Here is a 23,569-nt window from a genome sequence, read left to right on the forward strand (position 1 = left end):
GTGTTCGTACTCCCGTAGTGTAACCGAAGAAGATGAACTGTCTGTGGCTTGAATATGAATCGAGTATGAACCAAGCAGGACCAACCCAAATAGGTTGGACACACGGTAAAAATCGCTTTAGTTCAGCTTTGTTTTGTTTGCAAATTAAACTTTTGCTATAATGGTATATCAATCAATGGAGTGCCAGTAAGATGGCTAAGCACATAAATAAATGCAATCCATAATTCACCATGAGTAATGGAGTTGAAGCAATGCTAAAAGTTAATCGGAATGACCAACGCCCGATCTGGCAGCAACTTTTGGATCAAGCGATCCATAATATCACAACCGGGAAATGGCAACCAGGCGAACTGCTACTCCCTTCACGTGAACTTGCTCAATTAATTGGTGTTTCACGCTCAACCATACAGATTGTGTACGAGGAATTATTCAGCCGAGGGTATACGGTAACCTCCCGACGAGCCGGGACAAGAGTTAGTGATTGGACATATGCACCTCGTTCATCAGAAGGCGTCTCGATGCAAGGGCCTATTCCGCCCGATCTGCCTACACTAAACGAATCGATTGGTCATCTGCATAGTTGGTTTGGCAATAGAGACAATCGCAAAATAGAAATTGATTTTAATCCCCACGAGCCTTATCTGGATGAAAGTTTCACAAAAGCCTGGAGGCAATCTTTTTTACAAGCTTCTACTGAACCCAATCTGGATCTTTGGGCTTATGGTGATGCCAGAGGGTTATTGGCGTTAAGAGAGCAGATTCAACGTTATTTGTCACTTGAACGAGGCATTCATATCGATGTTGATCAAATCTTGTTAACCTCAGGTGCACAACATAGCATTGATTTAATTGCCCAGGCTCTCTTAAGTGAGGGAGACAGAGTTTCGGTTGAAGATCCCGGCTTCCCTGCCGCTTGGATGGCGATGAAATACCGCCGGATGCAAGTCGATCCCGTTCCGGTTGATGAGTATGGATTATGTGTAGATCATATTCACCCACAGACGAAACTCGTATTTGTCACACCTTCTCATCAATGCGCCGTTGGTGTTATTATGTCGGAGCCACGCAGGCAACAATTGATGCACTTGGCAGCTCATCATCGATATTGGATTGTTGAGGATGACTACGATAGCGAATTTAGGTACCGTGGAGATCCACTTCCAACTATATTTAGTCAGCAACCTCAGAATACGCTTTATATGATGAGTTTTTCCAAAATGGTTGCACCTGGCATTCGACTATCCGCTATCATCGGCCCCAAAATAGCCATCGATCGCCTTACCCAAGTTCATGAATTAACCTATCGTCATCTGCCGATTATGGAACAATTAACGCTAACTCATTTTATTGAGCGTGGTCATTTTATGCGCCATATGAGAAGAGTTCGGAACATATATCGACGCAGACACGAAGTCATGACCAAAGCCATTGTTGCTTCTGGGCTAGGCTCACGATTTACATTAAGTGGTGTGGAAACGGGATTACATATGCTTCTAGAATCTGAAACGTCATTTGACGAAGAAGCGGTGACAAATGCTGCTCTTGATCAAGGTGTACGCGTGTATCCGCTTAGTAGATATTGCTTGGAGAGTCATCGAAAAGGATGGATATTAGGTTTTGCGAAAGTGGATGAGGAGCAGATTGAGGAAGGCATACATCGGCTTGCAAAGATTGTATTATGATGGAGAACATGCTCTCCAATCGGATTCGAAAGGATGTTTTTTGTAATGAAAATTTTAGTGTTAGGAGCCACCGGACGGGTTGGAGGTCATTTCGTCTCCAATGCCCTACGTTCCAATCATCATGTAACTGCACTGGTTAGAAGCCCGGAAAAGGTACAAATCAACGATGACAATTTCGTTCTACATCAAGGAAACGCTTTAGTCAAAGAGGATATTCATCACGCCATACAGGGTGTGGATCTCGTTGTTAGTTCCTTAAGTACCGATGGAACAACTACATTATCGCAATCCATGGGACATATTGTTGAGGTTATGGCTCAGGAGCGTATCAAAAGAATCATTACCATTGGTACCGCAGGAATATTGGAAAGTCGAACGGATCCTGGCTTGCTTCGTTTTCAATCCCCTGAGTCCAAACGTAAGTCCACGCGAGCAGCTGAAGAGCATCTGGAGATGTACAACATTCTGAAGGCTTCAGAGTTAGAATGGACCATCGTGTGTCCTACCTACTTATTTGATGGAGAATCTCTTGGTAAGTACCGGGTTGAGCGCGACTATTTGCCTGACGGTGGAACTTCTATATCTGTAATCGATACTGCGGAGTTTGCTTATCAGCAATTAATGTCTGATGAGTATGTACAGTCTCGTGTAGGTATAGCCTACTAGGGCTGTCTTAAGTTTCAAGATAAACAAGCACATTACGAGCCTGCAATTGTTATCCATTAGGAACAATTGCAGGCTCTATTTGTGTCTGCTGTTGAACTATTTAAGCCCTTCATATAGAGGAAATTGCGAAGTGATTTCACGGACACTACCTAATATTTGATTTTTCACATCCGAGTTCTTTGGATTTTTAAAAGCAAGCCCTATCAGCTGAGCAATTTCTTTCATTTCCCTGGCTCCAAGCCCTCTTGAAGTCATAGCCGGAGTTCCAAAACGAATACCGCTTGTAACCAAAGGACTTGCCGTATCGTGAGGAATTGCATTTTTATTGGCCGTAATCCCTACTTCATCCAGTAAAGCTTCGGCTTCTTTGCCTGTAAGGCCCATAGTTCGTAAGTCAACCAACACGATATGATTATCTGTTCCTCCCGATACAAGGATAAGTCCTTCATTCATTAAAGTTTCTGCCAATACGTTGGCGTTATTCAGAACACCTTCAATATATGTTGTGAACTCGGTTTGCAATGCCTCGCCTAATGCCACCGCTTTCCCCGCGATAACGTGCATGAATGGCCCGCCCTGAGTCCCCGGGAATACAGCTTTGTCTATCGCCTTTGCCCAGGGCTCCCGGCACAAAATGGCTCCCCCTCGTGGTCCTCGTAAGGTCTTGTGTGTGGTGGTTGAAACAAAATGGGCATGTGGTATCGGGTTAGGATGCAAACCTGCCGCAACAATTCCTGCTATATGCGCCATATCTACAAAGAAAAGAGCTCCCACTTCGGCGGCAATCTGGGCAAATAATTCAAACTCAATGGTCCGCGGGTATGCACTTCCACCTGCAACAATCATGCGTGGACGATACTTATAAGCAAGTTTACGTACTTCGTCAAAGTCAATGCGGCCCGTCTGTGCATCGACACCATATGAAACAAAATTGTAAAACCTACCTGAAAAATTAACAGTACTTCCGTGTGTTAGATGACCACCTTGGGATAGATTCATGCCAAGTATCGTGTCCCCAATCTCAACCGAGGCAAAATATACTGCCATGTTGGCCTGAGAACCGGAGTGAGGCTGCACATTCGTATGCTCAGCGCCAAAAAGTGCTTTAAGGCGGCTATTTGCTATCTCTTCGACTGTATCGACATGCTCACACCCGCCATAATATCTTCTGCCCGGATACCCCTCCGCATATTTATTGGTCAATACCGAACCTGTTGCTTCCATCACAGCTTGACTTACAAAATTCTCTGATGCAATCAGTTCTATCTTATCCCGCTGCCTTCCAAGCTCTTGCTGGACAGCCATTCCTATTACTTTATCTTGCTTCTCCAAATGTTTCATGAACATCTTCCTCTCCATATTACGGTTATTTATTCGTTCCAAGTTGTTTTTTGGGAAATTTACTATTCATCAGTAGATGTGCCATCATTCCTGCAAACAGTCCCCAAAATGCACCACCCACACCAAGCAAAGTCACATTCGCTGCTGTCGCCAAAAACGTAATCAATGCAGTTTCACGTCCCTTAGGGTCCGTTAATGCATTGGCAAGACTGCCACCGATCGTTCCAAGTAAGGCTAATCCCGCTAATGTTGCAATAAAGGTAGCAGGAAGAATCAAAAACAGAGCAGCCAATGTTACGCCAAAAATGCCGACAAAAATATAAAAAACACCACAAACAATACCTGCAATATAACGTTTGGTTGAATCCTCATGTGCATCCTTTCCTGTACAAATCGCTGCTGTAATAGCTGCCACATTAAAAGCATGTGATCCGAATGGGGCTGCAAGAAGCGAACCCAAACCTGTTACAGCTAAAATAGGATTGGCACTTGTCTTGAATCCATCATTACGCAAAACAAGCATTCCGGGCATATACTGCCCCGTCAAGGTAATAATGAACAGCGGTAAGGCAACGCCAAGTAAGGCGTTTAACGAAAACGCTGGAACAACAAATACAGGCGATGCTACAGCCAATTGGATTGTACTGAAGTCTGTTTTCCCCATGCATATCAAATAAATCAAACCGATTGCCAATATGCCAACAATGGCGTAACGGGAAGTAAACCTTCTTAGCACGATATAGCCTGCAAACAGTACAATCACAAGCAAAGGATCTACCTTCGCCCCTCCAAAGGCCGAAATACCAAACTGTAGTAAAATACCGGCTAACAATCCGGAAGCGATGCCTGGGGGAATAAGTCGAACGAAACGTTCAAACATGCCTGACAAACCTAAAATAATAAATCCGACTGCTGAAATCATGTAAGCGCCAATAGCTTCTGGATAAGGGGTTACCGCTAATGCTGAAACGAGAAACGCCACACCCGGTGTAGACCAGGCTGTAATAATCGGTTCCTTATATCGATAACTGAGCCAAATTCCCGTTACGCCTACCCCAATCGAGATGGACCAAATCCAGGAAGCGGTCATTTCCGGGCTTAAACCAGCCACTTTTGCAGCTTGAAAAACAAGGATAAACGTACCCCCGTAATTAACAATTACGGATATTAAAGCGGCGATCACCGGAGATATCAAATCACGGCCGCGTAACGAAGGGGATGCTGTCTTCATATTTAACACTACCTCTCACTTAATCATCGATGCGTGTGTTTTCATTCCAGTAATACTCGTCCGGTAAATAGCGTTGACCAAATACACTTGTCCCTACACGTATCATTGTAGCTCCTTCTTCAATGGCGACTTGGAAGTCACCAGACATACCCATCGATAAAATATCCATTTCTACGCGTGGAATATTTTTCTCTTTAATCTGTGTACGGATCTGGTTTAACAATCGAAAACAATGTCGTGTTTCTTCGTTTGTCGCATTCAGTTTTCCAATGGTCATTAAACCTTTCACGTTTAATGTCTCGAATTGAGACAACTGTTCTACAAGCTCAACGGCTGTTTCTGGAGAGGCACCAAATTTACTTTCTTCGTAGGACGTATTAATTTGCACAAGAATGTCTAAGGTCTTATTCTCTTTGAGAAGCTGGTTATGTAACGCTTGACCCAGTTTCAGACGATCTACGGAATGGATGAGAGTAACATATTTAACTACGTCCCTTACTTTATTTGTTTGCAGATGTCCGATAAAATGCCATTCCACCTGCTTGCTTTGTTCCATGAGTGGGAATTTGTCTCGGAGTTCTTGAGCTTTGTTTTCTCCAAACAGGACCTCACCTGCTTGAATAGCTATTTGTAATTTCTCTAGCGGTACCGTTTTGGTCGCGAGCAACAACTTGATGTCCTCTATGTTGCGACCTGAAGCCTGGCAGGCCAATGCCATTTGCTGTCTTACAGATTGAAGATTTTCTTCTACTAGATGTTTCATGTCAGCCACCTTCTTTCTATTCCGAACAGGAATGAATCAATGAGATTAGCTCCTCCTTATGTATTGTGAAGACTGTGTGGAACGTCATGCTAGTATAGCAACGCATGGATTGGATATACATATCCAAAAATGCTATTTTGGAACAGTCCAAAACGACAAAGTAGACATTAATTCAATTGGGGTTCCTTTAATACGCTTTTAAAAGTCAATAATCTGATTGATGTGATGCCCGCACGCTTCTTCCAAAATGAAAAAAGCCGCTAAATTAGCGGCTTGGTATAGTTCTATGTTCATGTCCAAGAAGATACATGTTTTATGATGATTTACTCATTCACATTTTCCTTCGTTACCAGCTTCAATTCAGCGGGAATCGATGACTCCACCTGCTTGCCACTGAGCACATCCAGAGCTGCTTGCAGCGCCAATTGGCCAATCAGTATAGGCTGCTGAGCGACTGTTGCCGTCAATTTCCCATCCTGAATGGATTTGATTGCATCATCATTACCATCGAATCCGATGACCGGAATGTCTTTACCTGAGCTTTGAATCGCTTCAATTGCACCAAGTGCCATCTCGTCATTATGGGCAAATACCGCTTGCACGTCAGGATTACCCTGTAGCAAGTTCTCCATGACATTTAATCCTTTGGACCGATCAAAATCAGCAGATTGTTTGGAAACCACATCAAGTTGCTTGTCAGCCACTTCATGGAAACCTTTACCCCGTTCTCTTGTTGCGGAAGCACCAGGCACACCTTCAAGTTCAATGACTTTTGCTCCCTCACCCAGTTGTTCCACAAAATATTCAGCTGCCATGCGTCCACCTTTAACGTTATCAGATGCCACTAGTGCCGCCACTTCGCCTTTATCTGCGGAGCGATCCAGCGTGATCACAGGAATGCCCACACTATTAGCGGATTGAACCGCTGTGGAGATCGCTGCAGAGTCCGCGGGGTTAATCAGAAGTGCACTAACACCTTGCTGAATGAGATCATCCACATCATTGGTTTGTTTGGCCGAATCGTTCTGCGCATCCACCACGATGACCTGTATTCCCTGTTTTTTGGCTTCAGCCATTACCCCGTCCTTCAGTGATACAAAGAATGGATTGTTTAGTGTAGATATCGACAAACCTATTTTCTTCTGTCCGTTACTTTTGTTTGGGTTAGGTTTCGCCCATTCCGGTGGCTCCAGAGAGCACCCGGCCAGAACGATGATCATCAGCATACTTATGAGTGTTACAGTCCACTTTTTCATATTCGCTTCTCTCCTTATGCTGTTTTCTTGCGGTCCAGCAGGACGGCAATGGCAATGACGATACCTTTTACAACCATTTGATAAAATGAGTTTACTTCAAGCAAGTTCAATCCATTATTCAACACGCCGATAATCAGAACACCGATCAGTGTACCAACGATGCGTCCGCGTCCTCCAGCAAGACTTGTACCACCCAATACAACTGCTGCGATTGCATCCAGCTCGTAGGATGTACCTGCCGTTGGTTGCGCTGAATTCAAACGCGATGTCAGAATTGCACCTGCCAGAGCAGCGAGCATACCTGTCAGGGAGTAGATCATAATTTTCACGCGATTAACTTTGATACCCGAGATAATGGAAGCTTTCTCATTACCGCCGATGGCGTACGTTTTACGACCAAAAGCCGTTTTATGCAAAACAATCCACAGAATCATGAAGGTAATCAGCATCGTGATTGCAGGTACCGGAATGCCCAGCAGGTAACCGCGGCCAAACAGTTGGAACAACAGGTTATCCCCGAGTCCTGTAATTGGATTACCATTGGTGTACACCAATGTCAGTCCTCTGAATATCGTCATGGTTGCCAATGTAGCGATAAACGGAGCCATTCTGCCTTTGGTAATCATCAGTCCGTTCACCATACCCATGACACCACCGAGTGCTACACCAATGATGATGGACAAGATCGGATCGAGACCAGACAACATCATATTTGCTACAAAAGCACTGGATAAAGCCAGGATTGAGCCGACCGACAGATCAATTCCACCCGTCAGGATAACAAACGTCATACCAAAGGCAATCAGCGCATTAATCGAGACTTGACGCAATAAATTCAAGATATTGAGCGGTTCCAAGAAACTTGGATTCAACACTGATACGATGAGAATAAGAATGATTAAGCCAAGCAGCGGTCCCAATTTTTGTATCACGTTTGAGAAACGGAATCCGCTTTTAGCCGTTTTGTTTTCCTGCATTGTTGTCATATCACTGTCCCCCTGTGGCCAATGTCATAATGTGTTCTTGTGTTGCTACTTCCCTTGCAACCTCGCCACTGATGTGTCCCTCATGCACAACCGCGATCCGGTCGCTCATGCCAAGCACTTCAGGCAGCTCCGACGATACCATGATGATTGCAACGCCGCGGTCAGTCAGTTCATTCATCAATTCATAGATTTCGCGCTTCGCCCCGACATCCACTCCGCGGGTAGGTTCATCCAGGATAAGTACGCTTGGTCCGATACCAACCCATTTCGCGATAACCACCTTCTGCTGGTTACCCCCGGATAGATTCCTTGCCGCCGTCTCGGAGGATTGCGTTTTGATCTGTAGACGTTTGATCAGTGTATCAACAAAGTCTTGTTCTTTTGAAGTTGAGATGAAACCTTTGCTTGAGAAACTGAACAGATTTGGCAACGCCATATTCTCGCGAATAGAGAAGTCTAATACCAGCCCTTCATCCTTGCGGTCTTCTGTAATAAACCCGATTCCATGTTTCACTGCATCTGCCGGTTTACGAATGTTCGCTTTTTTGCCGCGGATGAAGATTTCACCGCTATCCAACGTATCCAAACCAAAGATGGTTCTCATGATCTCTGTTCGTCCAGAACCCATGAGTCCTGAGAAACCGAGTATTTCCCCCGCTCTCACGGTGAAGTTAATATTCTCGAATAGACCTTTGCTACTTGCATTCCTTACTTCGAGGACAACTTCACCATAAGAAGGATTCCGGACAGGATAACGCTCGGTAAGTTCACGACCTACCATTTTCCGCACCACTTCATCAAAGCTTGTCTGCGGAATAGCTTGTGTGTCTACCGTTCTTCCGTCACGCATGATGGTAATCCGGTCACAGATCGTGAATATCTCCTCCATTCGGTGAGAAATATAGACGATGGATACGCCTTCCTTCTTCAGCGAGCTGATTACACCAAACAGCTTCTGGATCTCACGCTCCGTAAGTGCTGCTGTTGGCTCATCCATAATGATGACCTTGGCATCTGTCATTAGCGCTTTGGCAATCTCGATCATCTGTTGCTGCCCGACAGAGCACTCTCCCGCAGGACGTTCCAGTGGTATGTCTACGGAAAGCTTGGCGAACTGTTCTTTGGCAAGCGCTTTCATTTGTCTTGTGTTGAGCAATCCGAATGATGATGTCATTTCCTTACCAATAAAGAGATTATCCAGCACCGTCATTTCAGGCCATACATTCAGTTCCTGATGTATGAATGTGATACCCAGTTTCTCGGCTTCCTTCGGACTTGCAAAATAGTTTTCTTCTCCGTCCATGGTGATGGTTCCCTGATCACGCTGATGAAGACCAATCAGGATGTTCATCAGTGTGGATTTGCCGGCTCCATTCTCCCCCATCAGGGCATGAACTTCACCATCTTTTAGTTCAAAATCCACTCCGCTCAGCACCTGATTCGTTCCAAACGCTTTATGAATGTCTTGCATCTGAATGTGCATTACGCAACCTCCTTTTAACCGAAATGGACTCCCGATTGTAAAATGCAATTGGCATAAGGTGTGGCTTCACCTGTGCGGATGACCACTTTCACCTGCCGTGTTAATGCTTTGAATTGTTCGTGGCTGACGGAAGCATCGATTGCTTCTACCCCAAATTTCTCTGTGATGAATTGCATCGCTACGGGATTGCCTTCGCAAATCTCTTCAGCCACAATGACTTTCTCAATGACCATATCTTCAGCGATCGCTTCCACCACTTCGCGAAAACTTGGTGTTCCCAGTTTGAGGGCCAGATCAATTTTGAGTACCCCGTCCGGTACCGGCAGACCTGCATCCGCAATCGCAATCATGTCCGTATGGCCCAGATCAGACAAAATCTTGGAAATGTGACTATTCAACATGCCATTTCTTTTCATTACAAGCTCTCCTCTACTTCATCACGCGTCGGCATGCCGCCCTGCGCTCCGAACTTGGTGACGGACAACGATGCAGCCCGATTGGCAAAGCGTATACTCTCTTGCAACGCTTTTCCTTCAGCCAAAGCAACTGCAAATGCGGCGTTGAACGTATCCCCTGCCCCCGTAGTATCAACAGCCTCAACTTTATAAGTTGGGACTAGAATTTCGTCAGTGCCATCAAAGTACCGTACACCTTTACTGCCCTCCGTAATGAACAACTTGTTAGGATACTGACGTAATGCCTGTGCAGGACTCATGCCCTGAAACAAAATCTCGGCTTCATGCTCGTTCGGCGTGATATATGCGGCATTGTCGATCACTTCTTGCGGCAATGTTCTCGCCGGAGCGGGATTAAGCAGCAGCGGTGTTCCGAATTCTGCACACAATGCACTCACATGCACAACCGTTTCCTCCGGAATTTCCTGCTGAATTAATACGATATCTGCATCGCGGATCACTTCAGCTGCTTCATCGACATATGCAGGAGTGACTTCCCGATTCGCCGCTTCAACCACTACGATACTATTATCACCTTCTGCCAGAATGATATGAGCCGTACCACTTTCTAAATGTGTAACCGGTTTCACATTTTGCGTATTTACAGCATTTGCTCTAAAGTTCTCTACAATATCTTTGCCAAAAGCATCGTCGCCTACCCGGCCGATCATCGAAACCTCGGCACCCAGTCGTGCAGCGGCAACAGCCTGATTGGCTCCTTTGCCACCAGGAACCGTTTTGAAGCTATCGCCAAGAACGGTTTCACCCGCCCCCGGCCGTCTTGACGAAGTAACAACCAGATCCATTGAACTGCTTCCAATTACACATATTTTAGCCATCTGATCTCACCTTTCTCGTAGTGCCCCGTTCGATGAAACTTACGGGCAACTGTATGTTTTTATTCTCTATTGCAGCTTGTTCCACAAGCTGGATAAGTAATCCCGCCGCTTCTCTTCCCATCTCGTATGCTGGCTGACGGATGGTGGACAATGCCGGCGATAACAGGCTGCTCATCGGAATATCATCAAAACCAATCACTTGTACGTCATCAGGAACCTTTCTTCCGATTCGTGATGCCTCATGGAGTACTGCCATGGCTGCGATGTCATTGCTGGCAATAACCCCGTCTGTGTCCGCATAATTCCTGAATAATTCTTCAGCCCATACACCTGCCTCGTTAATTGAAAATGAGGTCGTCTGGATCACCCGGTAGTCTAACCCAGCATCACGGATGATTTCAATCGCCCCTTCAAAACGATCTTGAGCGGGTCTGATCTGTGACGGTCCCTGCATAACTGTGATCCGGCGACTGCCGCGTTTGATAATCTCCCTTGCAGCTAGTCTTCCACCTTCCCTACCGTCCGCATACACGGATGGACGATCCAGTGAAGTTCTGTCCAGAAACACGACGGGAATCTTCAGTTTTTCATATATTGAAGAATGAGGATAGTTCGTTGAAGAGATCACACCGACTACGTTGTTCTGGATAAACGTCTGGATGTAATCCTGCTCCTTCTGTTCATCCTCATCACTATTTCCAAATATCAGTCTATAATCCTGCTCCTGCATCCGGTCCTCTACGCCGCGGGCCAACTGCGGGAAGTAAGGGTTCGTGATATCCGGCAACAACAGGCCAATCAGTTTGGACTTGCGTTTATATAATGAGCGAGCCACTTCATTTGGCGAAAAGTTAAGCGCCTTCACAGCATCTTCCACTTTTTTGCGTGTGTCGGCATGAACATAACCTCTATCATTAATGACTCTGGATACGGTGGCAACAGATACGCCAGCCAGTTGAGCTACGTCTTTAATTGTTGTCATAAGTTGCTCTCCTCTATGTGTAACCGGTTACAGACATTAAATTATCATATTATTTTCAATTTGACAAGCGTTTTCATTCTGGAAATTTCTCCAAGTATACATAAAGTGTACTGGAATCCATCTATATCATGGTTTTCTCCTGTCAGGGAGATCGTTACTTCATAGACGTAAAGAGGCCATCACTCAATTAAAACTCAGAGTAATGGCACCCAGATCAACATAAGAATCAGCAATCTCGCTGAACTTAATTAGCCTTTAATTTAACAAATTAGATAATAACATTTTCGAATAAATCAATTTATAGCGTTTATTTTACAACTCCCCGTATACTTCATCTGTCACTGGTTCCAACCATTCCGGTGTACCCGCAGTGATCGCAATGTGTTCAAACCAACTATCTTTAGCGGCCCCATGCCAGTGTTTTACACCATCATGAGTCACAATAACATCGCCGGCTTTGAGGAATTGGGCAGGTTTTCCTTCTTCCTGATACCAACCTTCCCCACCAGTCACTAACAACAGCTGAAATCCACCACGATGGATATGCCAGTTATTTCTGCATCCCGGTTCAAACGTTACATTACCAACACCCACATTCACTTTGGGATCAGCAACCAAGGATTGGAGATAACTTTGCCCTATGAAATATTGCGAAAATGCTTCGTTTTTTTCTCCTACCGGGAATATCACTCCATCTTTAACTTCTTCATGTTTAGCCATTTTATTTCCTCCAGTGTGATCTTATTGATTAATGCTTCCTGCTCCTATGTTGACCTAAAAGTGATTACACACAAACGTGCGATATCGCACATTTGTGTATAATATAAAGTAATTGCACTGCCTCTGCAAGGATCAAATGAACTCGATCTGTGTCTTATGGCGCAAGAAGACAACATTTGTGCAATTACTCTCTGGAAAGAATGGTGATTACTATCGTTTTTATCACAGATCGAAGAATACTTAAGTCTCAGGAAGCGATCAAATCCGCTTTTATCAAACTCATGAACGAGAAACCTTTTGATACCATTACGATGCAAGATATCTCTGATCATGCAAATGTCGGCCGCAGAACGATATACCATCACTATTCGGACAAATTTGACTTGCTGGATAAATTAATTGAAGAACATATCGATGAACTAAGAAGATTGTGCAAGGAAGCATCCGATCTGGATTTTATAGAAAGCAATGTACTTTGGTTCGATTATTTTGAAGTTCACTATTCATTTTTCTCGGCTATGTTACTGAGTAAAGGAGCCCCTTTTTTCCGCAATCGCTTCCTTGCTCTCGTCATTGAAGAACTGGAGGATGAGGTGAATGTGACGGAGGGAAAAAATAAAGGACTAACAAAAGAAGTGATTCTCACGTTCTTTGGTACAGCAATCGTGGGTATCGTGGAATCCTATTTCACGAATGGATTACCCCGGCAACCTCACATTGTCGCAGAACAAGTTGGGATTTTATTAGAAAGGAATCTATAACATAGACTCCTCATGAACCGTTCCTTCTTTTAATCAGACCAATTGAAGAGCGGTTTATTAATTATCATTACAAACATTAGCGATATGTGATATGGTCAGTGAGGATGTTAATAGATTCATACATACATATGTACATGAAATGTGAGGAGAAGATCGAAAGTGATAGAGAGAAATACCCTTGAGAAACCGAGTAAATTTAGTGATCCCATTTTTGTCATGCTCGTGGCAAGCCTTTGTTGCTTGTTATGGGGAAGTGCGTACCCATCCATCAAACTTGGATATATTGCATTTAACATAATGCCGGAAGATATTGCTTCCAAGTATGTATTTGCAGGATACCGGTTTACACTGGCGGGTATGCTGCTCTTGCTCCTGTCTCGTATCGTTAGAAAACAGAAGCTCCAATTAACCAAGCCTCAGTGGACAGGCCTCATCATGTTAGGTATATTGCAAACCGGTTTGCAATATATGTTTTTCTACGTTGGCGTAGCCAATACGACAGGTGTCAAAGGCTCCATTATGAACGCTACTACAACCTTTTTCAGTGTTGTTCTGGCCCATTTCATCTATAAAAACGACAAATTAAGCAGAAATAAAATCGTTGGTTGCTTGCTTGGATTCGTTGGTGTAATCATCGTAAACTTCCATACGGATCTGCTTGCTTTTTCCTTTTCATTCACAGGCGAAGGCTTCGTTATTATAGCGGCACTTGTTTTTTCCGTTACAGCCCTTTACGCAAAACGTCTCACGGCTACGATCGATGTTCTGATCATAACAGGTGTCAGCTTATTCGTCGGGGGACTGGTACTTACGCTGTTAGGTCTATCACTCGGCGGTCGGGTCACCCATTTCACCCTGGAATCCACCAGTAACTTAATCTACCTGGCTTTGCTGTCATCTGTCGCATTTTGTCTATGGAATATGCTTCTCAAGTACAACAAGGTCGGAAGAGTGTCTGTCTATAACTTCCTAATCCCTGTATTTGGAGCTTTATTATCAGCGTTATTCCTGGGGGAAACGATTCTGGAATTGAAAAATCTGGTCGCATTACTGTTCGTATCAGTCGGCATTTATTTAGTCAATCGTGTACGTTCTGTGCAGAGCTCTAATAACACTCCAATGAAATAGACTACGCGTCCACTTCCATGGATAACAAAAAAAGCCGCTAATCAGCGGCTTTTTTTGTAAATGTGATTAAGCTATGCTTTCATTTCTTTACGATGAATGCTATACCTTAATATATACTCGTAAAATCAATCAAGTCCTCTTCTTCCTCATAAGTAAATACAATGGCGTGATTACCCAATTGGTATACCATCTCATAACCAACCACGACTTCATTGTAATATTCTGAGGAAGGTTTTCCCATCCATATTTTCACATTCCGTGGTGAAAGATTCTGCTTTTCATTGTACAAATCAAAAACGGCAATACGTGATTTATTGGTAAGCTCGTGCATGTATGAATCAAACCCGACGCCGAATTTAGAATAAAAATAGTACGCTCCCCATTCCCCGTTTGAACGAGAATTAGGTTTCCCCAGCTTTTTTTGCGCATTTTGAAGCGTCATACCAATCTTGATGTCCGTCCGGCCTGGCAGCACACCCTTTAAAGCAGCTTCCTTTAGGCTTTTCAGGTAAGCGCGATCGCCAACACCCGAGTTTGGCCAAGCTTCTGAACGAAGGTTTCTCGTATCTTCCAAGCGTAATTCCAATTTGTTCACATTCAGCTTAAACGTATCAACCCCATAGACGAATTGAAGGTTGTTGTAATTTTTGAACTGCACTCGGGCACCTGAAAGAGTACGGATTCCATCATCTCTGCTTGCAGAGTAGGAATCGTCGATTTTTTTTCCCTTATTATCGACATATGTTACACGGCGCAATTCCCCGGAACGAACAATATACGTTTTCACCTCATTAAAATTAGAAGTTCCCCAATCGGTGATCATCAGCATGTCTGGTGTACTAGCCTCTTTGCTCTTCACAACAAAGTTCCAGGTTTGAGGCAAAATAATCGTATTCAGATCCAGTTTTGCTGCCTGAACAGTTCCGTATGTTGCACCTTTTTTCAGCAAGGCTGCACGATACGTGCCTGAATAACTCTTGTCGCCTTTTTTATTGTTGGTCCAGCCATTTTCTTTGGTCAGCGTTCTCTTCTGTTCATCATAAGCGAAAATATAAACGGTGTAAGCCGTTTGTTTGGCATCACGAAGCGTGAATGAAAGCCGGCTCATACTTTCGAGCTGTTTGGCGGAGATTTGCTCTCCTTTGGCAGCAGCATTGGGTGGTAGCAGGAGCAATGTGCTCAGAACGTAGACGAATAAGGTAAGTAAGGCCAGAGAAGCCCATTTTGATTGGTGCTTAGGGTGTATCATCGATGACTCTCCTTTGAGTAAAAAATAAAAATCTAACAGCTCTTTTCTAATTATGAATCGTTCACAATCTCAACATTCAAACAGGTACTTGCTAGCGTGTAATCTTGATCAAACTATGTAGTTAATATAGATTCATGTTCAATAAGCATATCCTCCTACTAGTACTAATTTCCTAAGAATGATAACATACCCTTTCTAATAAAGAAATAACAATCTAATTAATAGATTTCGAATCATATAACATAAAAAAGCCGCTATTTAGCGGCTCTTCAAGTAACTTCGAATACGATATGATTTATAGACAGGAGTAAACCACATTACGTAAGCGTCGTTGAACGTATGGCTCCTGACTGTTCAGCAGGTGCTGTGCATACATAACTGTAAGCTCTGAATCCGGATCAATAATAGCCATACAACCAGCAGCGCCGCTCCATCCAAATTCGCCAATTGGACTCAGTGAGCCGCTTGCTGCTTTGGAGATATGTGTGCGAACACCCAGTCCATAGCCGTATCCATACATATGATCCCAGGAATAATCAGCACGAGTCATCTCGTTCAGGTGGTCCGTTCGCATCAGTTCCACTGAAGCTTGTGACAGAATGCGCACGCCTTGGGGACTCGTACCATGCCCAGTAAGCGCGTTCAGAAAACGTGCATAATCGCTAACGGTTGATAGCAACCCTGCACCGCCGCTTTCCAGCTCCGTACCCACACGGAATCCATTGCCGTCCAAACGTACAGCCTTTTCAAGCTCATCATTATAAGCATACTGTGGAATCAGGCGTGTCTGCTGCTCATCGTTCAGATTAAACGCTGTATCGTTCATGCCAAGGGGTCCGGTAATTTCGTCCCGCAGATACGTACCAAAGCGTTTGCCACTTACCACTTCCACCAAGGCTCCTAACACATCATGGCACATGCTGTAATTCCAGTGTGTCCCTGGTTCAAACAGCAGTGGTTCTTTCGCAAGCGCTCTCGCGAAGTCACGTGTTGGTAATGTTCCGTCGGTGCTTTTTACAGCTTCTTGAATGCTTGGACTACCCACGTCATACGAGAACCCGGCGGTCATGGTGAACAAATCACGTACTGTAATGGCTCTTGTCGCCTTTTCCAGTCGGATCTCCCCGTTCGCCATCGTTTTCTTTACCGTCATCTCAGCATACTCTGGCAGATAATCAGACAGTGGATCGCTTAGCAGCATTTCACCTCTCTCAACCAGTTGCAATCCTGCCACGCAGGTCATAATTTTGGTCATGGAGTATAGATTGAAGATCGCTCCATCACCGATAGGTGTTTTCTCTTCCAGATTGGCGTATCCATTACGATAATGGAAAACGGTATCATTTCGATGCATCACCAGCACCTCTGCCCACGGTATACGCCAGGATGTAATGCGGTCAATAAATGAAGCAAGCGGTTTAAAGTCCATGTCTTTTTCCATCCTTCTATGTAGAATCGTTTATCATTTTGCAATGTGGTACATGTTCACTCCCACAATCGACATATTATTAATATACGACCTTTTACAACGATTGACTACCACCTATATGGCCTCAACCATCCATTTATTGACCGCCGAATTTGTATTTCATTTCGTTCATGATTTGGCAGGCAGTGTGAGATAACGTTAATCAGAAACAATTTGAACTCCTCAATGTCTGACATCCAATCAACATCGATATTCAATTATGCAAAAAAGCCGCTATGTTCGCGGCTTACAATGAGTTCGTTTCACAGCTCGGAACCGTATGAAGTATCACTACTACTGTACTTCTGCTCTTGTCGTGGAGACAAAGGTCATCAATTCTTCTACGGGTGTGCGAGGACGAGGCTTGGGAATCTTATCCTGATCAAAATACCCCAGATGAAGTGTGCCAATGATTCTCTCCCCTGATTTCACACCTGTCTTAGCGTAGAAATCAGGGTCAAAATTATATTCATTCGTCTTCCACACTACGCCGATATCCTGCTCCCATGCCAGGAGTTGAATATTTTGAATAAGGGCAGCACTAGCCCCCACAGCATCTTCCCATACCCGTTGTCTCGGATCAGCCTCAATCACAACCAGCAGATGGGCTTGGATAGATTCGCAATAGTCCTTTTGCAACTTCTCTGTCCAGCGCTCCCGCTCATCTTTGGAAAACGTATGTAGCACCGCATCAGCAAATTGCTTCCGACCTTCTTCTACAAATAATATGAAGCGCCATGGCTCTTTACGGGAATGAACAGGTGCCCACACGGCCGCTTCCAGCAAGTGCATGATCGTTTCTTTCGCCAGCGGTTTGCCATTGAACTGACGAATAGTTCTTCGTTCACGAATAATCTTTTCCATTACAGACGTTTCCATAAGGGGGGATCGTCCTCCTGTCTTGTTTTCTTATTGGGTAAGGAAATTTACCGCTTCGTCGATAATCTTGGTCTGTCCAATGGGTCCTCCCGGACCTTGGAACCACAAGCCGTAGTCAACGATGTAGACATTGTTGTTTTTAACAGCATTCAGGCTTTTCCACACTGCGGTTTTTTGCAATTCTGTCGTTTCATTTTCGTCTGATGACAACAGGAAAATATGATCCGGATTAATCGATGGTAACGACTCCATGGAGATTACTTTCATTGAATCTGTCGGGTCAGGTATGGATACAGGAGGTGTCAGGCCTAGATCGTCGTACAGAACCTCATAGTTTCTTTTACTGTAATAACGCACTTCTTTATCGGATAAACGCAGGAACATCACGGTCTCGCCTCCGATGGATTGCTTGATTTTCTCACGGGCTTCTGCAGCCTTCTTTTCGTATTCTTCAATGACCTGTTTGGCCTGATCCGTCTTCCCTAACATATCTCCCATATGTAACAGGCTTGTCTTCATACGAATAATACCTTGCTCGTCCTGCAGCTTCTCTGCCAGCAAGGTAGGCGCAATTTTGCTGAGGCTGTCATAGGCATCACTCATGAAATCCTGACCGATAATCAGGTCTGGCTCTGCCGCCAATATGCTTTCGTAGTTGGGATCAACCTGCCAGCCCAGATTTTCTTTTCCTTGTAGTTGATCGGACAGGTAGGTAGGAAACTGATCACTCCCCTCCTCATTACTGGATGCTGCCTGGGGTACAATACCGAGTGCTAACAAATAGTCAGTTGCAGCCGGGAACAACGAAATAATATGCTGAGGATCACCTTTGATGACAGTTTCTCCCCAAGGATGTTTAACAACACGCTCCTGTACTGCTGATTCGGTGGATTGCGCGACTTCGGTGATTGGAGCATTGTTACCGCTTGTTCCATTACTGCTTGTTGCTGAACTGCCCTGATAAGGGGAACAGGCTGATATTAATAATGTAAGGCTGAGCATCAAAAGCAATGCAACGGGTTTTCTCGATCTCATAGATGTAAGTGATTCTCCTTTTGTGTTGTATTGATAATAATTATCATCATCAATAGGATCATAACCGCGATGCATGGGACTGACAATGGACAATTCTGATTCTTGGATAGCATTATTCTGACCGGTTGGCAAGGCGATACATTTTTGTTTGAACCGACCTGGTGAAAGGCCAACATACTTTTTAAATACACGATTAAAATAGATCACATCCGGAATGCCGATTGCCTCGGCAATCTTCTGAAGAGATGCATCTGTGTGCAACAGCAGCTCCTTGGCTTTGTACATCCGTATCCGAGTTAAATAGGTAATCAGACTGTTGCCTGTCTCTTTCTTGAACGTTCTCGACAGATGCCCTGCACTGCAATCCAGAAGTTCTGCGAGCGGATCGACCATAACGGGCAACATGTAATTCTCTTGAAGATAACGAACGGCTTGAGCTACCAGATCGGGCTTGGCAGTCTCAATTCCTTGTGCACTTAACTGCCTCATTAATTCATTAATAAATTGATAAAATAACGTCTTTACCTGAAATTTCGAGAACGCATCCGTCCGTTCCCAATGTTGCTCTATTCTTTGGACTTTATCATATAAGTCAATGGGATAGCTTGGGGCGAAAGCATATTGCACGTGAAACGGGACATGTTGCCTGAGCAGAGCTTGATTCTCACGAGTATTGGATAACGACAAATTAGCCCGATAAAACATCAAATAAAATTCGAATGAATCCTCGTTCAGGGAAATTTTCATCCATACCCCCTTGCCTCCATGTAAGACTTGCATCTGATCGATCGCGTACATCGTATCATCCAGTGTAATCGTTGCATTGCCGCGAACTGTATATATAAAACCGCTAATTGGAAATCGATAGGCATGGATGGGTTCGCCAGCGCGCACGACGACGTGACGCACTTCCCATATTTTAATTGAGGCCAGATTCCATAACTTCACATGCTCTTCTACGTGCATCTCTTCCTTCACCTTCCACAACCCATTAAGTTAGCAAAACATCAGCAAAATCAGCGGATATTTTCACTTTTCTCCATTCTATCGATAATCATTCTCAACTACAACATATATCTTCCTATTCGATAAAATGCTACGCACGAATAAGCCGATCCATGAAAGGATCGGCTTATGTTGTAACGTTTTAGACTTCGCCGCGTCTGTTCTCAACCGATTTCATACGGTTTTGGTCATCTGGCACTCGGTCAACACTGAACTCTTGACCAGCTTCAACCTCACCATGACCTGAAATATTTCGGGAAAAATTAGTGAACTGTCTTTTTTGATCATCCAGTTCATGTTTTTGCTTCAAAAGCTCTTGCGGGTCCTGCTTTGTCACTATGCTAACCTCCCATACATACTTGAAGTCATGCAATTTAATTCGTACTACAGAAGTTTTCCCATAAGAGAGCTGTACTTATGCATGAATATAGATGAGATGGATATCGTTCCGTTGTTAGTACAGCTAATTTATCCAGTTAAGAGACTAGTTTCAATCCCACAATACTGACGATAATCCCACTAACGATAGCTAATTTCTTTGCATTTTTGGGCTCTTTGAATACATACATCCCCAATAGTACACTGCCCGATGCCCCAATACCTGTCCAGATTCCATAACCAATGCTGATTGGGATCTCTCTCAAAGACAGGGAAAGAAAAATGAAACTTAATCCCAGAAACATAGCGAACATCAATGTATGTTTCAATTTGGTGAATCCATCTGAAAGTTTCAGAAATATTACACCACCAACTTCAAATAAACCAGCTAAGATCAAGAAAAACCAACTCATATTCTATACACCCGCCTTTGGTTTAGGTTCATTGGATACAAATTTCAGACCGATGATGCAACTGATTAATATCATGACCAGCACGATTTTTGATTGCACTTACGGAGTCCCCCAAAAAAATCATTCCCACAATTGCGGTTCCAAATGAACCAAGTCCGGTAAACACCGCATACGCCGTTGATACAGGAAGTACTTTAGTGGATTTTGCAAAGAAGTAGAAGCTGCCAATCATTAAAATAACCGTGGGGATTACGATCTCGATTTTGGAAAATCCATCGGAGAATGACAAACCTAATGCCCAACCTACCTCTAAAATCCCTCCAAGAATAAGGAATAACCACGCCATAAAACATTCTCCTCTTCTGCATTCATGTTGTTGTTTTGTAATCAACATTCACATTCAATAATGATAGTATTTTGTATCATTTGATATAATAATAAACCATCTTTATTTTATATGCAAATTTAAATATTCGTATCAAACTAACAAGAAAATCCGCCTGTTAAAACTCCAAGTTACGCTGTGAACATACAAAAAAAGCCAACCAGAAGTTCCTGGTTGACCAACTACGTATAAGTTAATTTTGTTTTTCGGAATCAGTGAATATCTTTCTTTTTGAAATTGCCGCCTCTCACTTCAGCTACATCGTATACGACTACAAAAGCAGTTGGGTCAATTTCGTGAATGATATCTTTAATTTTACTCTCTTCCATCCGGTTAATGACACAAGTAATTTCCTTGAATTGTTCATTAGAGTAGCCACCGTAAGCCTCGGTATACGTTGCTCCACGGCCTAAACGGTCCCGAATGGTTTCAACCATAATCTCAGGTTGATTCGTAATAATTTTAAACGTTTTGGAGCCGCTCAAGCCCTCTTCAACAATATGTATTACTTTAGAAGCAATAAAATACGCAAGTCCTGACAAGATCGCGCCTTGCAGACCAAACACGGTAGAAACGACAATAAATACAAACATGTTGAGGAACAGGATGAGATCACTGGTCCCAAAAGGTACTTTTCGCGAAAGGAGTACAGCCAGCATATCTATGCCATCCAATGCACCGCCATTACGTAATGCAAGTCCCATACCAAAACCGATGATAATCCCGCCGACAACCGTAACAAGCAAGGTATCACCTTCAATGATGGTTGGTATATGGTGCATCAGACTGGTGCTGATTGCGAGTGAAGCAATACCGATGATCGAATATAACGCAAAGCTTTTTCCGATTTGCTTGTACCCGAGCCACACAAATGGAATGTTAATAATCCCGATGAGCATCCCCAGTGGTAATCCGAACAGCTGTGATCCTACGATACTCAGACCTGTGACACCACCATCTGAGACATTATTCGGGATCAATATGGCTTCCAGGCCATATGCCGTTATAAATCCCCCTATGATAATCAATAATACTTTGGAGAGGATCTTTAACTTGTTTGACTTTTGTTTTCTGTTTTGATGCATTGCATTTCCCCCTTGATGAACAACCGATAAAAAACAGTCTATAATAAAAATCACTGTTTTGGCAATAGATCGTCATTTGTGTGTGTTACTTCATTGTCCGATGAACGCCCGATACGACGAAATTTTATGTTCAAGCATCTCATCTGCTGTGTGAAGTATGTGCATCTGTTTTTGAATCGACTCTTTATGCTCCTCCAGCAGCTTCAAACGATCCGCCGCCGTATGCTCCCCTTCCTGAAACAAGGACGCATATTTCTTAATAATAGCAATGGGCATTTGAGTCTCTTTTAATTTGATCACAAATTGCAGCCACTTCAGGTGTGACTCGTTGTATCGCCTGTCTCCACTGGCATCTCGGAGAGGAGTTACAATCTGTTCCTTCTCATAATAACGCAACGTATGTGCACTGATATGGAGTAATTCTGCCACTTCACCAATGGTATGCATGGTTAACCTCCCCTCCATTTTCCCGCTTGACTTAGAGTAAGCTCTAATCAGTATAATCAACTCGTGGTCACATCACAATATAAAATGAAATCAGATCCAGGAGGAATTCCCATGAAATATACAGTGATTACCGGTGCCAGTTCAGGCATTGGATATGAAGCGGCTTTAGCTTTTGCAGCTCGTGGCAAAAATATAATTCTGGCAGCACGCAGAACCGATGAATTGGACAAGTTAAAAGCAAAAGTAGCTGAAATCAATCCTGCTCTGGATGTTGTCATTCGTACAGTGGATTTGTCCATTGCCGCTAATGTGCATGAATTCTATGAGAGTCTTCAGGCTTACTCCATTGAGACGTGGATTAACAACGCCGGATTCGGAAATTTTGCTTCCGTGGGCGAACAACATCTGCCCAAGATTGAACAGATGCTTCATCTAAATATAGAAGCTCTTACGATTCTTTCTTCCCTGTATGTACGTGATTATGCAGATGTTGATGGCACACAGATCATTAATATCTCCTCTGGTGGTGGATATACGATTGTAGCCGATGCAGTAACCTACTGCGCAACCAAGTTCTATGTAAGTGCCTTTACCGAAGGACTTGCGCAAGAGTTAAAAGGTAAGAACGCAGCGATGCAAGCCAAAGTTCTCGCACCTGCTGCAACCGAGACAGAATTTGCGAAACATTCCTTTAATGTAGATGAGTTTGAATATGAAGGCAGAGTTCCCAAGTTCCATACGGCGGAACAAATGGCTGGATTTTTGCTGGAGTTGTATGACAGTGAAAGTGTAGTCGGCATTGTGGATGGGTTGACGTATGACTTTGAACTAAGAGAACCAATCTTTCCATACGCTGCGAGAGCATCCTCGAAACCACAAAATTAACCCGAAAACTGAAGTCGAAGCTAAGTCGGCTCAATACCGGTAAACAT

The 23,569-nt window shown here is 43.8% G+C and carries 24 protein-coding genes; 5 read left to right on the plus strand and 19 right to left on the minus strand.

Annotated features, from left to right (window positions below; all coding sequences use genetic code 11):
* Positions 1-251: 251 nt before the first annotated feature.
* Entirely contained in the window at positions 252-1,682 is a 1,431-nt protein-coding gene (gene pdxR / locus AC1DE7_RS06270; protein WP_477533944.1) for a MocR-like pyridoxine biosynthesis transcription factor PdxR, read from the plus strand.
* 45 nt (positions 1,683-1,727) lie between these two features.
* Positions 1,728-2,348 carry an NAD(P)-dependent oxidoreductase gene (locus tag AC1DE7_RS06275; protein WP_477533945.1) on the plus strand — a complete coding sequence of 207 codons (621 nt, stop codon included), beginning with the start codon at positions 1,728-1,730 and terminating at the stop codon, positions 2,346-2,348.
* Between the two features lie 96 nt (positions 2,349-2,444).
* On the opposite strand, the gene glyA is transcribed toward AC1DE7_RS06275, so the two are convergent.
* The 10 genes from glyA to AC1DE7_RS06325 all read right to left on the minus strand — a co-directional run bounded on the left by glyA (position 2,445) and on the right by AC1DE7_RS06325 (position 12,404).
* Complete coding sequence (gene glyA, locus AC1DE7_RS06280; protein ID WP_477533946.1) at positions 2,445-3,689, minus strand: serine hydroxymethyltransferase; 1,245 nt, start codon at positions 3,687-3,689, stop codon at positions 2,445-2,447.
* A gap of 25 nt (positions 3,690-3,714) precedes the next feature.
* On the minus strand, positions 3,715-4,920 hold the full coding sequence (locus AC1DE7_RS06285; RefSeq protein ID WP_315371799.1) for a benzoate/H(+) symporter BenE family transporter: 1,206 nt from the start codon (positions 4,918-4,920) through the stop codon (positions 3,715-3,717).
* Between the two features lie 19 nt (positions 4,921-4,939).
* The gene (locus AC1DE7_RS06290; RefSeq protein WP_477533947.1) at positions 4,940-5,683 is read right to left on the minus strand and encodes a YggS family pyridoxal phosphate-dependent enzyme; all 744 of its coding nucleotides are present in this window, start codon (positions 5,681-5,683) and stop codon (positions 4,940-4,942) included.
* Between the two features lie 323 nt (positions 5,684-6,006).
* Positions 6,007-6,939 carry a ribose ABC transporter substrate-binding protein RbsB gene (gene rbsB / locus AC1DE7_RS06295; RefSeq protein WP_036615972.1) on the minus strand — a complete coding sequence of 311 codons (933 nt, stop codon included), beginning with the start codon at positions 6,937-6,939 and terminating at the stop codon, positions 6,007-6,009.
* A gap of 14 nt (positions 6,940-6,953) precedes the next feature.
* Positions 6,954-7,916 carry an ABC transporter permease subunit gene (locus tag AC1DE7_RS06300; RefSeq protein ID WP_413775758.1) on the minus strand — a complete coding sequence of 321 codons (963 nt, stop codon included), beginning with the start codon at positions 7,914-7,916 and terminating at the stop codon, positions 6,954-6,956.
* Positions 7,917-7,926: 10 nt separating this feature from the next.
* Entirely contained in the window at positions 7,927-9,408 is a 1,482-nt protein-coding gene (locus AC1DE7_RS06305; RefSeq protein ID WP_477533948.1) for a sugar ABC transporter ATP-binding protein, read from the minus strand.
* Positions 9,409-9,422: 14 nt separating this feature from the next.
* Positions 9,423-9,824, minus strand: coding sequence for a D-ribose pyranase (gene rbsD / locus AC1DE7_RS06310; RefSeq protein WP_036615977.1), 402 nt, complete (start codon positions 9,822-9,824; stop codon positions 9,423-9,425).
* Positions 9,824-10,702, minus strand: a complete 879-nt coding sequence (rbsK, locus tag AC1DE7_RS06315) for a ribokinase (protein WP_477533949.1) — start codon at positions 10,700-10,702, stop codon at positions 9,824-9,826. The genes rbsD and rbsK overlap by 1 nt, the downstream gene beginning before the upstream one ends.
* Complete coding sequence (locus AC1DE7_RS06320) at positions 10,695-11,684, minus strand: LacI family DNA-binding transcriptional regulator (RefSeq protein ID WP_477533950.1); 990 nt, start codon at positions 11,682-11,684, stop codon at positions 10,695-10,697. Before AC1DE7_RS06320 ends, rbsK begins: the two co-directional genes overlap by 8 nt.
* 312 nt (positions 11,685-11,996) lie before the next feature.
* Positions 11,997-12,404 carry a cupin domain-containing protein gene (locus tag AC1DE7_RS06325; RefSeq protein WP_076253026.1) on the minus strand — a complete coding sequence of 136 codons (408 nt, stop codon included), beginning with the start codon at positions 12,402-12,404 and terminating at the stop codon, positions 11,997-11,999.
* A 281-nt stretch (positions 12,405-12,685) separates the two neighbouring features.
* Here AC1DE7_RS06325 and AC1DE7_RS06330 point away from each other — a divergent pair, with 281 nt between their 5' ends.
* Positions 12,686-13,165, plus strand: coding sequence for a TetR/AcrR family transcriptional regulator (locus AC1DE7_RS06330; protein ID WP_477533951.1), 480 nt, complete (start codon positions 12,686-12,688; stop codon positions 13,163-13,165).
* A 159-nt stretch (positions 13,166-13,324) separates the two neighbouring features.
* Positions 13,325-14,293: a DMT family transporter gene (locus AC1DE7_RS06335; protein WP_152683047.1), complete on the plus strand. Its 969-nt coding sequence runs from the start codon at positions 13,325-13,327 to the stop codon at positions 14,291-14,293.
* Positions 14,294-14,399: 106 nt separating this feature from the next.
* Here AC1DE7_RS06335 and AC1DE7_RS06340 read toward each other — a convergent pair whose 3' ends face one another.
* From AC1DE7_RS06340 to AC1DE7_RS06380, 9 genes are all read right to left on the minus strand, one after another.
* Positions 14,400-15,542 carry a DUF4309 domain-containing protein gene (locus AC1DE7_RS06340; protein ID WP_477533952.1) on the minus strand — a complete coding sequence of 381 codons (1,143 nt, stop codon included), beginning with the start codon at positions 15,540-15,542 and terminating at the stop codon, positions 14,400-14,402.
* 295 nt (positions 15,543-15,837) lie between these two features.
* On the minus strand, positions 15,838-16,971 hold the full coding sequence (locus AC1DE7_RS06345) for a serine hydrolase domain-containing protein (RefSeq protein ID WP_477533953.1): 1,134 nt from the start codon (positions 16,969-16,971) through the stop codon (positions 15,838-15,840).
* 333 nt (positions 16,972-17,304) lie between these two features.
* Positions 17,305-17,889: a nitroreductase family protein gene (locus AC1DE7_RS06350; RefSeq protein WP_477533954.1), complete on the minus strand. Its 585-nt coding sequence runs from the start codon at positions 17,887-17,889 to the stop codon at positions 17,305-17,307.
* 30 nt (positions 17,890-17,919) lie between these two features.
* Positions 17,920-19,890 (minus strand): ABC transporter substrate-binding protein, encoded by a 1,971-nt coding sequence (locus tag AC1DE7_RS06355; protein WP_477533955.1) that lies wholly within the window; start codon positions 19,888-19,890, stop codon positions 17,920-17,922.
* 181 nt (positions 19,891-20,071) lie between these two features.
* Positions 20,072-20,266, minus strand: coding sequence for a hypothetical protein (locus AC1DE7_RS06360; protein WP_245838061.1), 195 nt, complete (start codon positions 20,264-20,266; stop codon positions 20,072-20,074).
* Positions 20,267-20,405: 139 nt separating this feature from the next.
* Positions 20,406-20,720: a DMT family transporter gene (locus tag AC1DE7_RS06365; protein ID WP_100526216.1), complete on the minus strand. Its 315-nt coding sequence runs from the start codon at positions 20,718-20,720 to the stop codon at positions 20,406-20,408.
* A 28-nt stretch (positions 20,721-20,748) separates the two neighbouring features.
* Entirely contained in the window at positions 20,749-21,066 is a 318-nt protein-coding gene (locus tag AC1DE7_RS06370; RefSeq protein WP_477533956.1) for a DMT family transporter, read from the minus strand.
* 251 nt (positions 21,067-21,317) lie between these two features.
* On the minus strand, positions 21,318-22,190 hold the full coding sequence (locus AC1DE7_RS06375) for a YitT family protein (RefSeq protein ID WP_017688526.1): 873 nt from the start codon (positions 22,188-22,190) through the stop codon (positions 21,318-21,320).
* Positions 22,191-22,280: 90 nt separating this feature from the next.
* Positions 22,281-22,637: a MerR family transcriptional regulator gene (locus AC1DE7_RS06380; protein ID WP_477533957.1), complete on the minus strand. Its 357-nt coding sequence runs from the start codon at positions 22,635-22,637 to the stop codon at positions 22,281-22,283.
* Between the two features lie 111 nt (positions 22,638-22,748).
* Here AC1DE7_RS06380 and AC1DE7_RS06385 point away from each other — a divergent pair, with 111 nt between their 5' ends.
* Positions 22,749-23,522 (plus strand): SDR family NAD(P)-dependent oxidoreductase, encoded by a 774-nt coding sequence (locus tag AC1DE7_RS06385; RefSeq protein WP_477533958.1) that lies wholly within the window; start codon positions 22,749-22,751, stop codon positions 23,520-23,522.
* Positions 23,523-23,569 lie beyond the last annotated feature (47 nt).

This window comes from Paenibacillus sp. 10L310 (assembly GCF_056395745.1).

What these genes read in the sequence shown, in the direction of transcription:
- pdxR (WP_477533944.1), top strand. Translation starts at nt 252, where the DNA reads ATGCTAAAAGTTAATCGGAATGACCAACGCCCGATCTGGCAGCAACTT.
- AC1DE7_RS06275 (WP_477533945.1), top strand. Translation starts at nt 1,728, where the DNA reads ATGAAAATTTTAGTGTTAGGAGCCACCGGACGGGTTGGAGGTCATTTC.
- glyA (WP_477533946.1), bottom strand. Translation starts at nt 3,689, where the DNA reads ATGAAACATTTGGAGAAGCAAGATAAAGTAATAGGAATGGCTGTCCAG.
- AC1DE7_RS06285 (WP_315371799.1), bottom strand. Translation starts at nt 4,920, where the DNA reads ATGAAGACAGCATCCCCTTCGTTACGCGGCCGTGATTTGATATCTCCG.
- AC1DE7_RS06290 (WP_477533947.1), bottom strand. Translation starts at nt 5,683, where the DNA reads ATGAAACATCTAGTAGAAGAAAATCTTCAATCTGTAAGACAGCAAATG.
- rbsB (WP_036615972.1), bottom strand. Translation starts at nt 6,939, where the DNA reads ATGAAAAAGTGGACTGTAACACTCATAAGTATGCTGATGATCATCGTT.
- AC1DE7_RS06300 (WP_413775758.1), bottom strand. Translation starts at nt 7,916, where the DNA reads ATGCAGGAAAACAAAACGGCTAAAAGCGGATTCCGTTTCTCAAACGTG.
- AC1DE7_RS06305 (WP_477533948.1), bottom strand. Translation starts at nt 9,408, where the DNA reads ATGCACATTCAGATGCAAGACATTCATAAAGCGTTTGGAACGAATCAG.
- rbsD (WP_036615977.1), bottom strand. Translation starts at nt 9,824, where the DNA reads ATGAAAAGAAATGGCATGTTGAATAGTCACATTTCCAAGATTTTGTCT.
- rbsK (WP_477533949.1), bottom strand. Translation starts at nt 10,702, where the DNA reads ATGGCTAAAATATGTGTAATTGGAAGCAGTTCAATGGATCTGGTTGTT.
- AC1DE7_RS06320 (WP_477533950.1), bottom strand. Translation starts at nt 11,684, where the DNA reads ATGACAACAATTAAAGACGTAGCTCAACTGGCTGGCGTATCTGTTGCC.
- AC1DE7_RS06325 (WP_076253026.1), bottom strand. Translation starts at nt 12,404, where the DNA reads ATGGCTAAACATGAAGAAGTTAAAGATGGAGTGATATTCCCGGTAGGA.
- AC1DE7_RS06330 (WP_477533951.1), top strand. Translation starts at nt 12,686, where the DNA reads ATGAACGAGAAACCTTTTGATACCATTACGATGCAAGATATCTCTGAT.
- AC1DE7_RS06340 (WP_477533952.1), bottom strand. Translation starts at nt 15,542, where the DNA reads ATGATACACCCTAAGCACCAATCAAAATGGGCTTCTCTGGCCTTACTT.
- AC1DE7_RS06345 (WP_477533953.1), bottom strand. Translation starts at nt 16,971, where the DNA reads ATGGACTTTAAACCGCTTGCTTCATTTATTGACCGCATTACATCCTGG.
- AC1DE7_RS06350 (WP_477533954.1), bottom strand. Translation starts at nt 17,889, where the DNA reads ATGGAAACGTCTGTAATGGAAAAGATTATTCGTGAACGAAGAACTATT.
- AC1DE7_RS06355 (WP_477533955.1), bottom strand. Translation starts at nt 19,890, where the DNA reads ATGCACGTAGAAGAGCATGTGAAGTTATGGAATCTGGCCTCAATTAAA.
- AC1DE7_RS06365 (WP_100526216.1), bottom strand. Translation starts at nt 20,720, where the DNA reads ATGAGTTGGTTTTTCTTGATCTTAGCTGGTTTATTTGAAGTTGGTGGT.
- AC1DE7_RS06370 (WP_477533956.1), bottom strand. Translation starts at nt 21,066, where the DNA reads ATGGCGTGGTTATTCCTTATTCTTGGAGGGATTTTAGAGGTAGGTTGG.
- AC1DE7_RS06375 (WP_017688526.1), bottom strand. Translation starts at nt 22,190, where the DNA reads ATGCATCAAAACAGAAAACAAAAGTCAAACAAGTTAAAGATCCTCTCC.
- AC1DE7_RS06380 (WP_477533957.1), bottom strand. Translation starts at nt 22,637, where the DNA reads ATGCATACCATTGGTGAAGTGGCAGAATTACTCCATATCAGTGCACAT.
- AC1DE7_RS06385 (WP_477533958.1), top strand. Translation starts at nt 22,749, where the DNA reads ATGAAATATACAGTGATTACCGGTGCCAGTTCAGGCATTGGATATGAA.